Source organism: Desulfurella multipotens, from assembly GCF_900101285.1.
Classification (GTDB): Bacteria; Campylobacterota_A; Desulfurellia; order Desulfurellales; family Desulfurellaceae; genus Desulfurella; species Desulfurella acetivorans.
In genome coordinates this window covers 108568-124763 of the sequence record NZ_FMYU01000008.1, presented here as the reverse complement: position 1 = coordinate 124763, position 16196 = coordinate 108568, and the positions used below count along the sequence as shown (strand labels likewise).

General features: G+C 33.5%; 13 protein-coding genes and 1 pseudogene. 6 read left to right on the top strand and 8 right to left on the bottom strand.

Features of this window, described 5'->3' with window-relative positions:
- A pseudogene (locus BLQ93_RS06645) lies at positions 1–268 on the top strand (hypothetical protein); the annotation flags it as partial.
- Positions 269–391: 123 nt separating this feature from the next.
- Here BLQ93_RS06645 and BLQ93_RS06640 read toward each other — a convergent pair.
- The 4 genes from BLQ93_RS06640 to BLQ93_RS06625 all read right to left on the bottom strand — a co-directional run bounded on the left by BLQ93_RS06640 (position 392) and on the right by BLQ93_RS06625 (position 5842).
- A complete protein-coding gene (locus BLQ93_RS06640) occupies positions 392–1042 on the bottom strand; it encodes a LysE family translocator (RefSeq protein WP_092129094.1) in 651 nt (216 codons plus the stop codon).
- A complete protein-coding gene (locus BLQ93_RS09410) occupies positions 1035–1208 on the bottom strand; it encodes a hypothetical protein (protein WP_156922875.1) in 174 nt (57 codons plus the stop codon). The genes BLQ93_RS06640 and BLQ93_RS09410 overlap by 8 nt, the downstream gene beginning before the upstream one ends.
- A 589-nt stretch (positions 1209–1797) precedes the next feature.
- A complete protein-coding gene (locus BLQ93_RS06630) occupies positions 1798–2355 on the bottom strand; it encodes an undecaprenyl-diphosphatase (protein WP_092129092.1) in 558 nt (185 codons plus the stop codon).
- 70 nt (positions 2356–2425) lie between these two features.
- Positions 2426–5842, bottom strand: coding sequence for a pyruvate carboxylase (locus tag BLQ93_RS06625; protein ID WP_092129090.1), 3417 nt, complete (start codon positions 5840–5842; stop codon positions 2426–2428).
- A 193-nt stretch (positions 5843–6035) separates the two neighbouring features.
- On the opposite strand from BLQ93_RS06625, the gene BLQ93_RS06620 reads away from it, so the two are divergent.
- The 5 genes from BLQ93_RS06620 (at position 6036) to BLQ93_RS06600 (ending at position 12010) form a co-directional block, all read left to right on the top strand.
- A complete protein-coding gene (locus BLQ93_RS06620) occupies positions 6036–6455 on the top strand; it encodes a hypothetical protein (protein WP_092129088.1) in 420 nt (139 codons plus the stop codon).
- 133 nt (positions 6456–6588) lie between these two features.
- Positions 6589–7041: a transcriptional regulator NrdR gene (nrdR, locus tag BLQ93_RS06615; RefSeq protein ID WP_025391261.1), complete on the top strand. Its 453-nt coding sequence runs from the start codon at positions 6589–6591 to the stop codon at positions 7039–7041.
- 15 nt (positions 7042–7056) lie between these two features.
- The gene (metE, locus tag BLQ93_RS06610) at positions 7057–9330 is read left to right on the top strand and encodes a 5-methyltetrahydropteroyltriglutamate--homocysteine S-methyltransferase (RefSeq protein WP_092129086.1); all 2274 of its coding nucleotides are present in this window, start codon (positions 7057–7059) and stop codon (positions 9328–9330) included.
- Positions 9327–11420: a ribonucleoside triphosphate reductase gene (locus BLQ93_RS06605; protein WP_092129084.1), complete on the top strand. Its 2094-nt coding sequence runs from the start codon at positions 9327–9329 to the stop codon at positions 11418–11420. The genes metE and BLQ93_RS06605 overlap by 4 nt, the downstream gene beginning before the upstream one ends.
- A complete protein-coding gene (locus BLQ93_RS06600; protein ID WP_092129082.1) occupies positions 11417–12010 on the top strand; it encodes an anaerobic ribonucleoside-triphosphate reductase activating protein in 594 nt (197 codons plus the stop codon). Before BLQ93_RS06605 ends, BLQ93_RS06600 begins: the two co-directional genes overlap by 4 nt.
- A 25-nt stretch (positions 12011–12035) precedes the next feature.
- Here the strand turns inward: BLQ93_RS06600 and BLQ93_RS06595 are convergent, their stop codons facing one another.
- From BLQ93_RS06595 to BLQ93_RS06580, 4 genes are all read right to left on the bottom strand, one after another.
- On the bottom strand, positions 12036–12734 hold the full coding sequence (locus BLQ93_RS06595; protein WP_216818754.1) for a 4Fe-4S dicluster domain-containing protein: 699 nt from the start codon (positions 12732–12734) through the stop codon (positions 12036–12038).
- A gap of 17 nt (positions 12735–12751) precedes the next feature.
- On the bottom strand, positions 12752–13540 hold the full coding sequence (locus tag BLQ93_RS06590) for a C-GCAxxG-C-C family protein (RefSeq protein WP_092129080.1): 789 nt from the start codon (positions 13538–13540) through the stop codon (positions 12752–12754).
- A gap of 142 nt (positions 13541–13682) precedes the next feature.
- Positions 13683–14174 carry a DUF2242 domain-containing protein gene (locus BLQ93_RS06585; RefSeq protein ID WP_092129078.1) on the bottom strand — a complete coding sequence of 164 codons (492 nt, stop codon included), beginning with the start codon at positions 14172–14174 and terminating at the stop codon, positions 13683–13685.
- Between the two features lie 122 nt (positions 14175–14296).
- Positions 14297–16114 (bottom strand): flagellin N-terminal helical domain-containing protein, encoded by a 1818-nt coding sequence (locus tag BLQ93_RS06580; RefSeq protein ID WP_092129076.1) that lies wholly within the window; start codon positions 16112–16114, stop codon positions 14297–14299.
- Between the last annotated feature and the right edge of the window lie 82 nt (positions 16115–16196).

Sequence of the window (16196 nt, the reverse complement as noted above, 5' to 3'; positions counted from 1 at the left end):
GGAAAAAGCAAACTCCATTGCCCAAACCAAAGAAAGTGTTTCAGTTGTATCAGATAAAATCTCCAATGTATCAGACCAGGTAAACTCTCTATCTGCTGCAACACAGGAGCTTTCTTCTACAGTTTCAGAGCTTGAGATGCAGGTAAAAGAAATCAGCAAAGCCCAGGAAGAAAATGCCAAAGCAGTAGAAACAATATCAGCCAATGCCCAAAACCTAAAGAACATATCAGAAGGACTGTTATCTAGCGTAGGTAAGTTTAAGACTTAAGGTAGCTTTATCTCTTGCGCCTGGCAATGGCTGCCTACTTTTTGTCATTCTGAAGGGCGATAGCGACGAAGAATCTCCCCACTTAAAAGTGAGATCCTTCGCTTAACGCTTCAGGATGACTGACTAAATTAATACACGAAGTGATCTAACTAAAAAATACAATCCAAACACCAACAAAGCAATACCAAGGCCTATATTAATGCGTTTTTCTATTTTTTCAGAAAGAAACTTTTTTGCCCATTTAAGCACAAACGTTAAAGTAACAAGGTAACTAGCAATACCAAAACCACCTGCAAACAGAAAACATACTTTGTCTAAAGCTGTATAACCATTAATTAAACCAATATCTTTTTGTATCTGGTAAACTGCAAGCCACCAGAATATCATCATAGGGTTTGTGACAGCTAAAGAAAAGCCTGTGACAAAAGAAACTTTCAGATTTTTTATTATATCGCTTTGTGCCGAAACCGAAAATGTTTTTTTATAATTTATCAATGTATGCATACCAAGCACAAACAAAATAATACTTGCTAAAAGCCAAAAAACAGACATTACAGTTTCACTTTTCAAAAAAGGTGCAATACCAAAGAATGCTATAAAACCATACATTGTATCAGATATTGCAGAACCAAGTACAATCATCAAACTTGCGCTTGTTAAATTTGCAAAGGCACGTTTTGCGATCTCTATTTGCGTAGCGCCAACTGGTATTGCTGTAAAATAACCCATTATATAGATAACAATCAAAGATAAGATAAATTTTATATCATGCATTTAAATCCAAATAATTTTTTATATCAGAAACTATCTCTTTAGTGTTTATACCATAAAAACAACGAATAGTCTTGCATTTTTTTGCAGCTTTGTTTATGCAGGTTATATTTTTGCATGGACTATCTGAAACATAAGATTTTGATAAAGCATCCTGTGATGATTTCAAAAAATTTTGTCTATAGGAGTCATACGAGTAAATATTAGCAGGTGTAGCACCAAAAATTGAAAATATTGCAGTTTTATTTTTAAAGCTTTGTTATGTTCGTTTAACTTATAAGAAGATGCGATATGTAAACCACCTGTGTCTGAGCTTATAAAGCAATCGCAAAAATCAATCAGTGCTGCATAAGCATCAATAGGTAAGTTATTGCTCAAAGGTATAATCTATTGATTGTGATCCGATTTTTTTTAACAAATTAGCAGCTGTTTGGATGTTTACTGCATCGCCAATATTTAAATCAGAAATTATTAGAATCCTTTTTAATGAAGATCGTTGGGCTATTTTTGAGATTTTTTGATTTGCATATTTAGCAAGATGTTGTTTGCAAAAATGTATCTAACTGCAGTATTTGCAAAAATACGACCGCTGGAAGGTGAAATACCACTTATATAAGATGTAAGACTTGCAAATAAGTTTGCAACATTAAGTTTTTGATTTACTAAAGAAAATATTTTTAAAAAAACAAACGAATTAGTTCAATTAAACGGTTTATACGGATTAAATAATTTTTTTGCGTGTATTCTTTTATCATATCTTAAAACATATTGAAAATTCTTATTTGCAATTTAATTAAAAAATCACTTACTTTACTGAAATAAGCCACAAAAGCATTAAGTAAAGTCAAAGCTACAATTGCAACAAAAAAAGATCCAACAATATCAAATGGAAAATGCACACCCACAAAAATTCTGGCATATCCTGTTATTATAGCGAAAATAAAGCTTATTATAGAAATTGTTTTTTCTTTTGCATACCAGAAGCCAAACGATATGGCAAATGCAAGTGTGGCATGATCGCTTGGAAATGAAGAGTCTTTGGCGTGCGGTATTAACAGGTTACCAAGTCCTTCAACAAACGGTCTTGGATGGTAATAAAAAAGTCCGATTAAGAAATTTATAGAAAGTCCTATCAAAGCTACATAAAAAGCGCATAATGCCTGTTTTTTGCGGTTTGATAGATATACAATAACTAATCCTAAAGCGTAAATATATGGAGAAAAAAGCGCAACAAATATGCAAAAAAAATTTAAAATACCTATGTTTAATAAAGATAAATTGTTAATTGCTAAAAAAATTTGATCATTAAGATTCATAATACCACCTTTAGCTTATCCTAATAAGGTGGTATTAATTATTGGTTACACAAAAATGATATAGTGTTAATTATTCAAGTTCAATTATCAAATCTTGTTCTTCTATTGTATCTCCTTCTTTTAAGAGTATATTTTTGACCTTGCCTTCTTTTATGGCAACTATTTTTGTTTCCATTTTCATTGCTTCAGTAATGCAAAGTGGCTGGTTTTTATTAACAAAATCACCTTCTTTGACAAGTATTTTAGATATTTTTCCAGGCATTGTGGCAATTACATGATTTGGATTTTTTTTGTCGCCTTTAAGATTTTGTTTTAATGTAGCTTGTAAATTTAGATCTTTTACTGTAACAAATCTTGATTCACCATTTACTTCAAAAGTAAGTATTCTCTGACCTTTAGAATCTGCTTCTCCTACGGCAATAAGTTTTACAAAAATTGTTTTTCCTTCTTCAAGGTTAATGACAGTTTCTTCACCTACATTTAAAGGAAAGAAAAAGTCTTTAGTAGACAGTACCCATACGTCGCCATAATCTTTATTAAAATTAAAGTAATCTTCTATAACTTTGCCATACAAAGCGTATGAGACAATTTCTCTAAACTCTACATCGCTTCCAACAATATTTTTCATTGTTTCTTGTGCCTGATTAAAATTATATTCAGGCAAGATTTCACCAGGTCTAACGGTTAGGGGTTTTTCACCTTTTAATACTTTTTGTTGCAATTCTTTGTCAAAACCGCCATAGGGCTGTCCTAGGTAGCCTTTAAAAAAATCCACTACGCTTTGAGGAAGTGAAAGTTTATCAGCATTATTTTTGAAATCTTCAATAGTTAAATTGTTTCTAACCAAAAACAAAGCCAAATCTCCAACTACTTTTGAAGAAGGTGTTACTTTAATCAAATTGCCCAATGCATCATTTACCTGTTTATACATTTTTTTGATATCGTCCCATTTGTCAAGCAAACCTAAACTTATAACCTGTGGCCTTAAATTGCTATACTGACCTCCTGGTATTTCGTGTTCATATACTTCTGCTGTTGGTGCTTTTAGACCACTTTCAAACATAAAGTAGTAAGGTCTTACCTTTTCAAAGTAATTGGCAACAGTATCTAAATCTTCCTGGTTTAGACTAGATTCGTTTGGAGTGTTTTTAAGTGCTGCAACTATGGAGTTTAGTGAAGGCTGACTGGTTAGACCACTCATAGAACTAACCGCAGCATCTATTATTTTTGCACCAGATTCTATGGCACACAAAACAGAGCTTTCAGCATTACCTGAAGTATTGTGTGTATGAAAATGCAGTGGTACACCTACTTCCTCACTTAGAGTTTTAAATAAGACTTTGGCTGCATATGGTTTTAAAAGCCCCGCCATATCTTTTATTGCTATAATATCTGCACCCATTTTTTCAAGTTTTTTTGCAAGATCTACATAGTAGGAGAGTGTGTATTTATTGTTTTTTGGTGATAATATATCATCAGTGTAAGAAATAGCAGCTTCACAGATTCTATCTAGTTTTTTTACTTCTTCCATGGCAATTGCCATCTGGTCTGTCCAGTTGAAACAGTCAAAAATCCTAAATACATCAATCCCGCTATCAACAGCTTCTCTAATAAAGGCTTTTACTACATTGTCTGGATAATTTGTGTATCCTACGGCATTTGCACCCCTTAAAAGCATTTGAAACGGTATATTTGGGATTTTTTGGCGCAACATATCAAGTCTTTCCCAGGGATCTTCTTTCAAAAACCTGTAGCATACATCAAATGTGGCACCGCCCCACATTTCAATTGAAAACAGTTTGTTCATTTTTCTTGCAACAAAATCAGAAATCTCAAGTAGATCCTTTGTGCGCATTCTGGTGGCAAGCAATGATTGGTGAGCGTCCCTAAACGTTGTATCGCAAAATAAAACTTCTTTTGATGATTTGATTTTTTCTACAAAACCTTTTGGGCCTTCTCTTAAAAGCACACCCCTTAAGCCTTCTGGTATTTTGCCTTGAGCTTTTGGCTTTACTATTGTTGGAAAAACAATATTTTTCGCTTCACCATTTGGTTTGTTAACAATATTATTACCTAAAAATCTTAGAAGTTTGCTGATTCTATCCCTTGGTTTTTCAAATCTAAATATTTCTGGATGTGTTTCTAAAAAATGAACATTAAAATCGCCTCTTAAAAAGTCTTTGTTTGACACGAGATTTTCCAAAAATCTTAAGTTGTTTTTAATACCTCTAATTCTAAATTCCCTAAGCGCCCTGTGCATTTTTTTTGCAGCTTCTTCAAATGTTAAACCAAAGGCCGTAATTTTTACAAGGAGCGAATCATAAAATGGTGTTATTAATGCTCCAGTATAGGCGCTTGCAGCATCAAGCCTTATACCAAATCCTGCGGGTGATCTGTAGGCTTCAATTTTACCAGTGTCAGGGAAAAAGTTGTTTTGTGGGTCTTCTGTCGTTATGCGGCATTGAAAAGCATATCCTTTTTTGTGTATATTTTCTTGTGTGCCTAAAATGTCTTTAAGTGGCTTATCGCTTGCAATTTTTATCTGGGATTGAACAATATCTATACCAGTAATCATCTCAGTTACTGTATGCTCTACCTGCAATCTCGGATTTACTTCCAAAAAGTAATAGTGCTTTTTTTCTTCATCAACCAGATATTCAAATGTAGCTGCATTGTAGAGTTTTGTTTCTTTTGCAAACTTTATTGAATCTGAATACATTGATTGTAGCAACTCATCTGGTATATTTAGAGATGGTGCGATTTCTACTACTTTTTGGTGTCTGCGCTGGATAGAACAGTCCCTTTCAAATAAATGTACATAGTTGCCAAATTTATCACCTAGAATCTGAATTTCTATATGTTTTGGATTTTTTACTAATTTTTCGGCTATAATCTCATCGCTGCCAAACGCCTTTAGGCTTTCTGATTTTGCCATTAAGTATTCTGATTCTAAATCTTGAGGTTTCTCAACAACCCTTATACCTCTGCCGCCACCACCTTTTGTAGCTTTGATTAAGATAGGATAGCCATACTCATTGGCAAATTCTTTTAATTCGTTTATGCTTGTTATGCAGTTTTTAGAACCTGGTATTGTAGGTATGCCTAATTTTTGTGCTGTTTGTTTTGCCATTAATTTATCACCAAAAATTTCTATAGCGCTAAAGTGCGGTCCGATAAATATAATGCCTGCTTCTATACATTTTTTTGCAAATAAAGGGTTTTCGCTTAAAAAGCCGTATCCTGGATGAATTGCATCTATGTGTTTTGATTTTGCAAGTTCAATAATTTCATCCATTGATAAATATGCATCAACGGGGCTTTTACCTTCGCCAACAAGATAGGATTCATCACATTTGTAGCGATGCAAGGAATAGCGATCTTCGTAAGAGTAGATACCAATTGTTTCAATGTTTAGTTCTGTTGCAGCTCTAAAAATTCTTATGGCTATTTCACCTCGGTTTGCTACAAGCAACCGTTTAATTTTCATACAACCCCCTTTTATTTTCTTGCAATCTTTATTTTACTATATCAAAAGCATACTGGTTAAGTCAAATATTTGTTATTTTGTAGCATTTTTCTAGTTAATATTAGAAAAATTAATTAAACTTAAACAAAAATTAGTATTATTGATTTGACTTTTAAAAAAATCGTATTAATTTAAAAGAAAAAAGAGGTGATTTATGATTTGTCCTGTTGTTGAGTGGGAATTGATTGGTTCTGATGATGTAGGTAATGTGTACTACATGGATAAAGAAGGTGCAGGTATAATTTCAGAAGGCATTAAAAATATATGGCTTGAAAAAAAGTTTAGTAAAGAAGGTTTAGAAAAAGAAATTAAAGAATTATTAAATAAAAAAACAGATTCTTTAGTTGTTATTGATTATGATACAATAAAAATTGCACAAAGCGCAAGAATGCTATACAGGATAGATTATACAGATAAAACGAAAGTTGAGTTTATTTTGAAATTCATATCCTACCATGACAAAGATGGTAATACTTTATATTCACAAGCAGACATAGAAGATTTTAAGCCACTTCCACAAAATATTAAAGATTATTTGTTTGATAAACTGCTTGACGATTTTAACCTAGAATAGTTTTTGTTATAAGTTTTCTTCTCATATTTTTTCCATAAGCAAAAAAATAAAAACAGTATTGACATTTTTAAATTTTTATACACAATATATTGTGTTAGTTGACACTTAAAACACAAAATGTTGAGGTTTGTTTATGCGTTGTCCGTTTTGTAAAGCATCTGATACACGCGTTATTGATAGCCGTGTTATAGAAGATGGTAAAGTTATAAAGCGCAGAAGGGTTTGCGATGAATGTGGAAGTAGATTTAACACCTATGAGCGTATCGAGAATATACCTATAGTTGTTATAAAAAATGATGGCTCAAAAGAGCTTTTTGAAAAAGAAAAAATTATAAAAGGCATAGTAAAAGCCATAAATAAAAGACCACTTACATACGATGATGCAGAAAAAATTGCAAATGACATAGAAGACTATATAAAAGCAAAAGAACTTTATGAAATAAACTCAAAAGACATTGGAAATCTGGTAATGGATGCACTTAAAAAACTTGATCAGGTAAGCTATGTAAGGTTCGCTTCCGTGTATAAAAAATTTGCTGATGCAGAAGATTTTATTGAGCTTTTAAAAGAATTTAAAAATAAATAAATTTAAGGAGGTTAAATGTTTAGGACAACGGCTAGTTATTTCCCAAGAATTGGTTTAAAAAGAGAATACAAACAAAACCTTGAATCGTATTGGGAAAAAAAGATTTCAAAAGAAGAATTTGTAAGTAATATGCAAGAAATCCAAAAACACCGCCTTGATGTATACAGTAAAAGCGGTCTTGATTATATCGTTTGCAACGATTTTACTTATTATGATTTTATGCTTGATTTAAGCTTTATGTTTGGTTGCATTCCTGAGCGTTTTTCACACATTCAAGATGAACTAGATTTGTACTTTGCTATGGCAAGAGGGGACTCAAAAGCTCAAGCGCAGGAAATGACAAAATGGTTTGATACTAATTATCATTATATTGTTCCTGAATTTGATGGTCATTTTGAGCTTAAAAATAATACGGTGTTAAAAAACTGGCTTGAAGATAAAAAGCTTGGATATGATACTACACCTGTTATTATTGGACCATTTACATTTATAAGTTTGGGGAAAATTAACGATAACAACAAATGGCTTAAACCATCGCAAACTAAAGAATTTAGAAGTTTGCTTTTGAATGTTGCAAAGCAATATAATACTTTGCTTATTCAACTTCAAGAAAATGGTGTAAGAAGGATATGCTTTGATGAACCAGCTTTTGTTCTTGATTATGATAAAAGTTTTTTAAAAGACATATTCGATGCTTACGAAATAGTCAAAAAAAACATTTTTTTAGATATAACACTTAATTCTTACTACGAAAGTTTATCTTATTTTAATGAAATTATTGAAAATATTAATTTTGATACATTGGGTCTTGATTTTACTTTTAGAGAAAATGTCGAAAATGTTATTAAATTTGGCTTACCTAAAGACAAAAAACTTCAAATAGGCCTTATTGGCACAAGGCATCCATTTAAAGACAACTTAAACGAAGCAAAACAGCTAATAGGGCTTGTTCAGAAAAAACTTAGCTTATCCTCAGATCAAATGATTTTGAGCACAGCTGGGCCTCTAATGCATTTGCCCGTTAGTCTCGAATTAGAAAATTTTGATCCGAAAATATCAAATAAACTATTATTTTCTAAAGAAAAACTTCAACACTTAAACTTGCTAAAAAATATATTAAATGGAAGATCGGATTATGACTTTTCAGACGAGCAATTGGAAAAAGACGAAAACTATGAAGAAACTCTGTTAACTATAAAAAAATTAAACCCAAAAAGAGCTCATCCATTTAAATTACGCTACATTGAACAGGTAAAATCACTAAATCTACCAAAGTTTCCTACAACTACAATTGGCAGTTTTCCTCAAACCAAAGAATTAAGGCAAAAAAGGTCACAATTTATATCTGGCAAAATAAGCGAGAGTGAATACAATCAATACATTAATGATCAGATAAAATACATTGTAAAGCTACAAGAAGATTTAGGAATTGATGTACTTGTTCATGGAGAATTTGAAAGAAGCGACATGGTAGAATTTTTTGCCCAAAAGTTAGAAGGTTTTTTATGCACAAAACATGGTTGGGTCATTTCTTATGGTTCAAGGGCAATAAGACCACCTATTATTTATGGCAAAGTAAAAAGAACAAAACCTATGACAATAAAAGAGATAGTCTATGCTCAAAGCTTAACAAAAAAGCCTCTAAAAGGCATGCTAACAGGGCCAATTACAATTCTTAATTGGTCGTTTACAAGGCCTAATGTTCCAAAAGAAGTAATCGCTTACGAAATAGCACTTGCTTTAAAAGAAGAAGTAATGGATTTACAAAAAGCCAATATAAAGATTATACAAATTGATGAGCCGGCATTTCGAGAAGGTCTACCTTTAAAAGAGTCAAAGAAAAAGGATTATCTTGAGTTTGCAAGTAAAATCTTTAGATTTGTTGTTGAAGATGTTGACAAATTAACTCAAATTCATACACATATGTGTTACTCTGAGTTTGATGAAATTGTTAACTACATTTATGAAATGGATGCAGATTGCATATCTATAGAAGCATCTCGCAGTAAAGGTGATATAATTTCAAGTTTTGAGAAATTTAAATATGATCACGCAATCGGGCTTGGTGTGTGGGATATTCATTCTCCTCGTGTACCTAGCGTAGAGGAAATGTTAGAAATAGCAGAAAGGTCGTTTATGTATATAGATAAAAATCTTTTTTGGATAAACCCTGATTGTGGTTTAAAAACAAGAAAATATGAAGAAGTTATACCTTCATTGAAAAACATGATTGAAGCTGCAAAAATTTTAAGAAAAAAATATGGAGAAAAAATAGAGGGGGTTTTATGAAAACAAACATAGCAAGTATTAATTTGACAGATTTTTTTAGTAAAGTAGTTGTAATTAAAAGAGACTACTCTAAAGTAGCCTTTGATAAAACCAAAATAGAAAATGCTATCAAAAAAGCGTTTTTAGCTGTTGGAGAAGAAGATTACTCAACACTTGTTACAAACAATGTGCTTTTTAGTTTAAAAAGAAAGTTTGCAAACCTTAAAGAAATTAACATTGAAGACATTCAAGACACTGTCGAAGAAGAACTTATAAAGCTAGGATTTGCTAAAGTTGCTAAAGCGTATATTCTCTACAGAGAAAAGCGCGCTGTTTCAAGGGATACAAAAAAGGCAATTTTTGATGTTGAAAAAACTGTAAGCGAGTATGTAAACCAAACCGATTGGCGCATAAAAGAAAACTCAAATACAACATTCAGCTATCCTGGTCTTTATTTACATTTGGCTGGAAGCGTTTTAGCAAACTATGTGTTAAATAATATTTACCCAAAAGAAGTATCAGATGCACACACAAATGGTGCTATCCATATACACGATTTGTCACATGGTATTGTTGCGTATTGTGCTGGCTGGTCTTTAATGGACTTAATATCAAGGGGATTTGGTGGCGTTGAAGGCAAAATTACAGCAAAACCAGCAAGACATTTATCTGCACTTACTGGGCAGATGGTTAATTTTTTGGGTGTAATGCAAATGGAGTTTGCAGGCGCTCAGGCATTTAACTCTGTTGATACGCTACTTGCACCTTTTGTAAGGGCTGATAAGCTTGATTATAACGAAGTCAAACAGTTAATCCAACAAATGGTATTTGCAATGAATGTACCAAGCAGATGGGGGTCTCAGCCACCATTTATTAACTTTACATTTGATTGGATTGTGCCTGATGATTTAAAAGATAAACCTGTTATTATAGGCGGTGAAGTTTTAGATACAGTATATGGCGATTATCAACATGAAATGAATATGATAAATAGAGCATTTTTAGAAACAATGCTTGAAGGAGATGCTCAAGGCAGAATATTTTCTTTTCCAATACCTACATACAATATTACAAAAGATTTTGACTGGGATGGTCCAAATGTTGATTTGTTGCTTAAAGCTACAGCTAAATATGGTTTACCATACTTTCAAAATTTTGTTTCAAGTAGTTTAAACCCTGGCGATGTAAGAAGTATGTGTTGCAGACTTCAATTAGACTTAAGAGAATTAAAAAATAGAGGTGGTGGCGGTCTTTTTGGCGCAAGCGATAAAACAGGTTCAATTGGCGTTGTTACAATAAATTTACCACGTATTGGTTATTTATCAAAAACTAAAGATGAATATTTCAAAAACTTGAAACGAATGATGGATATTGCAAAAACATCGCTTGAAATCAAACGCAAAGTAGTAGAGCAAAACTTAAAAAACGGTCTTATGCCTTATACTTTAGCTTACCTTGGGCACTTCAACAATCATTTTTCAACAATAGGTATTGTAGGTATGCATGAGTCTTTATTAAACTTCATGGGAAAAGGTATTCAAACTAAAGAGGGCAGAAGTTTTGCCATAGAAGTTCTTGAATTTATGAGGGAAACATTGAGAAAGTATCAACAAGAAACAGGTAATCTCTACAACCTTGAAGCAACGCCTGCAGAAGGTACATCTTATAGACTTGCTTACAAAGATAAGCAGTTATACCCAGACATAAAACAATCAGGCGAATCAGATCCATACTATACAAACTCTACATTTTTGCCAGTAAACTACACGGATGACCCTTTTGAAGTATTGGATCATCAATCGCCATTGCAGGTATTATACACATCCGGAACCGTGGTGCATATATTTTTACAGGAAAAGCCGCAGGAAGACGCACTAAAGAGTTTCATTAAAAAAGCTTTTGAAAATTATCCAATACCGTATATGACAATAACGCCTACATTTTCAATATGCAAAACTCATGGATACATAGCCGGTGAACATTTTAACTGCCCAATCTGTGGTGAAGAAACTGAGGTTTATTCAAGGGTTGTAGGTTATTACAGACCAGTTCAAAACTGGAATAAAGGCAAACAAGAAGAGTTTAAACAACGTTTGGAGTATAATCTGTGAAAATAGCAGCAATTCAAAAGGTAAGTTTTATAGACTATCCTGGCAAAATAGCATCTGTGCTATTTTGCCCTTTCTGCAATTTAAGATGCCCATATTGCCACAACCCTGAACTTGTATTTTTTAAAGGTAATACTTTAGATGAGTTTAGTGTATTGTCTTTTTTACAAAGCAGAGTTGGCAAAATTGAAGCGGTTGTTATAACAGGTGGAGAGCCTACTCTACAAAATGATTTGCCTGATTTTATAACTAAAATTAAAAAACTAAGGTTTCTGGTAAAACTTGATACAAATGGTCATTGCCCTGATGTTTTGGCTGATGCAATTAATCTTGTAGATGTAATTGCGCTTGATTTAAAAGCAACATGCGAAAAATACAAAACATTTGGCGGTGATTGTGAAAAACTAAAAGAATCCTTTGAGTTACTAAAGCATTTTCAAGGACATTTAATTATCCGCACTACAATGTATCCACCATTTACAAGTGAAAGTGATTTACAAGAGATGAATAAGTTAATACCAAAAGATTTAAATCATGAAAGACAGTTTAATGAGTTTAGAGATTTAGTTACGCTGGAAAAGTTTCTAGCCTAGGCTAAAACCCAGGCTAAAAAAAAGATTAGGTAGGGATATCTTGAGTGTAGTAAACATTTGGTAATGTGCCATCTGTTTGTTTTAAAACATGGTATGAAGTAGCTTCTTTGAGTAGTCTTGATACGATTGATTCTTTGTCATTTAAATCACCAAAATTTCTTGCATGCATTGGGCAGGCTTCCACACATGCGGGAGGTAAGCCTTTTTCTAATCGTGGCAAGCAAAATGTGCATTTATCAACAGAGCTCAATTCTTCATTGTAGTATCTAGCATCATATGGGCAAGCTTCCATACAGGCTTTGCACCCGATACATTTATCAAAATCAACAAGGACTATACCATCGCTTTTTCTTTTATAACTTGCACCTGTGGGGCAAACCCAAACGCAGGGAGGATTATCGCATTGATTGCACAATATTGGCAGCCAATTCATTTTATAACTATCGCTTTGAGCTTTACCAATATATAATACTTTAGTCCTATAGTCTTGTGGGTTTTTTGGTATATGCCATGTGGTTTTGCAAGCAACCTCGCAAGCTTTACAGCCTATGCATCTATCTTGAACTATTACCATAGCGTAGTTGTGTTCTTTTTTTAGACGCCCTTCCTTTATGGGACTTGGCTGGCTCCATTCATTTTTTTGATTAAAAACAATTGGTAATGGTATAAATGATAAAAAAGCAATACTACCTATAACACCTTTTAAAAAATCTTTTCTTTGCATTTTTAATACTCCTTTAATTAAAGTTTTTTAAGAGGTGTTGGGGGTTTTGGGATTTTTGCACCATGACATTCTGCGCAGTTAAATTGGGCCGTAATTCCCACTTTTTTTGGTGCAAACCATGCAATGTTTTCATCATATTTTCCTTTGTGCCATTTATTTAATTCTTCAACCAATTTATATGCTACGCTTGCAGCTACGCGAGCGCATCTATCTTTGCGCTCTGGGCTATTTATTGGGTAGCCGCTTGCATGCATCCATTTTCCTACGCTAATATGACATAGTGGAGATTCGCTTACAGTATGTACAATTGTTTTTTTATTTGCTTTAGGGTTTTTGGGAACAAATATAGGCATGTTTGTGTGTGAGTACCAATCAAGCATATTTGAAGCAATAATATGTCCATCTTCACAACCTTCCTGTGTCATAGGACCAATTATACAGCTTGCAACAACTGCTGCACCATTTACAGAACCGCACAATGTGCCCCAGCCGGCTAATCCGCCTTCAAATATTGCAAAAGGATCAATAGGGAATGATTTGTAAGGCTCACCAACTTTTTGTGCTAACTGATGGAAAACACTATAAATTACTGTACCTCCACACCAAAGCCTATACCATTCTTCATAAGCGATTTGAGCAGTTGTTTCTGGATCAAGCTCTACATAAGGCCATGGCCACTTGTTTGCACTCCAGTTTTGTGTTTTATCAGCATTTGCAATTTGTGTAGCAAATCCACCTACCAATGCACCTAGACCAACAATACTTGCTCTTGTTAAAAAATTTTTTCTTGAAATTTTTTCATCCATACAAATACCTCCATTTGTTTCATTATATATTTTCTTATATAACGCTTTTAAATTTTTGTCAAGAAAATAATTTATCCGATATCTAATAATTTTGTTAGAGTTTACAAAAAGATTCAATAATATATGTTTGCTATTGTATTTTTTATATTTGCTTTAGCTCATCTGACAATTCTTTAAAGAATGTATCAAAGAATTGTTTGTCGGTTATGGATTTTTCATTTTGCTTGCTTGTGGTTGCAGTTGAGCCAATCGGCACAAGACCAAGCAGTGTAGTTTGCGTGGTTGTCCTTATGACATTTTTATACTGCATGGCACTTATAAACACAGTTGATTTATTTTGCGAATTTTGCAAAACATTTATATTTACAACAACAACCGTGCTGTCTTTGCCAGATGGAAAATACCTTGTGGCAACAAAACTAAAAGCGTTTGGCTCGTCTTTTTCTATTAAAAAGCCTCTTTTTAGCAATACTGCTTTTGAAGCAAGATAACACTTTTGAGCGCTTAAATCAAAAGTTTTTGAGTTGTCAATGGTTGAGTTTAGAGAACTTTTATATGGGTTTGTTGCGCAAGATGCAATAAAGATTGTAAAAATAAGCATTAATAAACTATATTTGCCTTGTTTTGCTGCCATAGCCCTCCTCCTGTATACATTAACGAAATAATTACCACAAAACTGACATTTTTTCAAATATAAATTAATGATTTTTTAAAAAATAAAAGCCCAAGGCGTAAACCTTGAGCTTTCTAAAATTGTTATTGCATTAGTCTTAGTACTAATTGCTGAGTTGCGTTTGCTTGAGCTAGAGCGTATGTACCGGCTTGTGCCAGAACTTGCAGTGTTGCAAATTTTGAAGTTTCTGCTCCAAAGTTGGTATCTGTTATGGCTGATTTTGCCTGTGTAACATTTACTTGAGCAACCTGGATATTTTGCACTGTTGCATTAATTTGGTTTTCAATGGAACCCAAAGCGGCTCTAATTTTATCTAACGCTTTTAGTGCAGAGTTTGCAATAGTTACAGCAAGGCCTGCACTGTCTTGATTTGTTACATCCACATTTGAAAGATTAACATTTGGGCTATATGTGCCAGCAGCTAATCCGGCGTAACCTACAAATGCATTATTATTTTGACCGCTAACTGTTATCGCATTATCCGAAGTTAATGTAATTGTTCCATGATAGGAGTTGTTGGCAAGGTATGCTCCAGCATTAGTTCCCAAATTTATTAATCCTACTGCAGATAATAAGGCAGCACCATTTTTAGTGGTAATATTTAAATCACTTCCATTGTTTGCTACAAATCTAATAGTTGACACTCCGTTACCTGTAGATGCAATTGCATGTACGCCTACTACACCAGCCGCAGCCAGAGCGTTGTTGATAATTGCAGCTGCGCTTACGGCACCACTAGTAACACTTGTTAAAACTACATGAGCACCATTAATATAAAATGATTGGTTTTTTCTTAAACCTAAACCAGCATTAGATGCTATAAGTTGTGTTGTTGTATCTTTGATTCCTAGCATAATCTGTGTATTGTTTGTTGCCTGTATTGCAATGTTGCCACCAGTCGTATTTGTCAAAACAAGTTGGCCTTGCGAGTTAACGCTTGCAACTACACCAGTTTGACTGGTGTATTGGTTAATGGCATTTACTAAATTTCCACCGGAATCTCCTACACCTACTGTAATTTGACCTATATTAACGCCATTTATTAGCAAACCACCAGCAGAAATTACTCCAGCTTGAATTGCTTGAGTGCCAACAACGGTTGTTTTTGCAGATGCAGATACACCTGTTTGGGCACTTACTGCGTTTATAGCTTTTGCCCAGTTACCTGCATCTAATTGTTGAGTTTGGCTTGTACCAAAAATATTTATGTTTACGCCATTAATTTGGACATTGCCATTTGCAATTGTTGCAAATTGTTTGTTTGCGGAAAAATCAATCCCAAATTGAGCAAAACTAGCATTAGTAATACCGGTACTTGGTGTAACAATATTCACCATTAAAGATGCAGAACCTACAGGTGCGTTATTTGTAAATGTCTGATTTGCTACCCAGCCTATTGCATTTGCAGCAGTATTTTGTATGCCAATACCGATAGTTTGATTTTGGTAGGCGCCAATTTGGACAATCTTATTTACAAAGCTGCCATCAAGTAGGTTTATACCTTTGTAGGATGTGGTTGCTGCAATATTGTTAATTTCTGCAAGCAAACCGTTTATATTACTTTGCAGAGCCTGTCTTGAAGCTAAATCTTGCGTGGCGTTTGCAGCTTCAATTGCCTGTTGTGCAATGTTTGTTACCAAATTTATAGATTGCTGTAGTGCTTGATCTGCTATGTTTATCAAGTTTACTGTGTCGTTGCCGTTTGATATTGCCTGACCTAAGTTTGTTGCCTGAAAATTCAAAGAATCTGCAATTGTCATACCAGCTGGATCAACTGCAGCACTTGTTAGCCTCAAGCCTGTTGATAAACTGTTTAACGTGTTAGACAACTTTGTGTTTGTGTTGTTTAGGCTATTTATAGCCTGCATTGCCGCTATGTTTGTGTTAATTTGAAGACTCATAATAAACCTCCTTTTTTGAGCTTCTACTTTATGAATCGGACGAATTTTAAAAAATTAAAGTCTTTAATAAAAATCTTTAAAT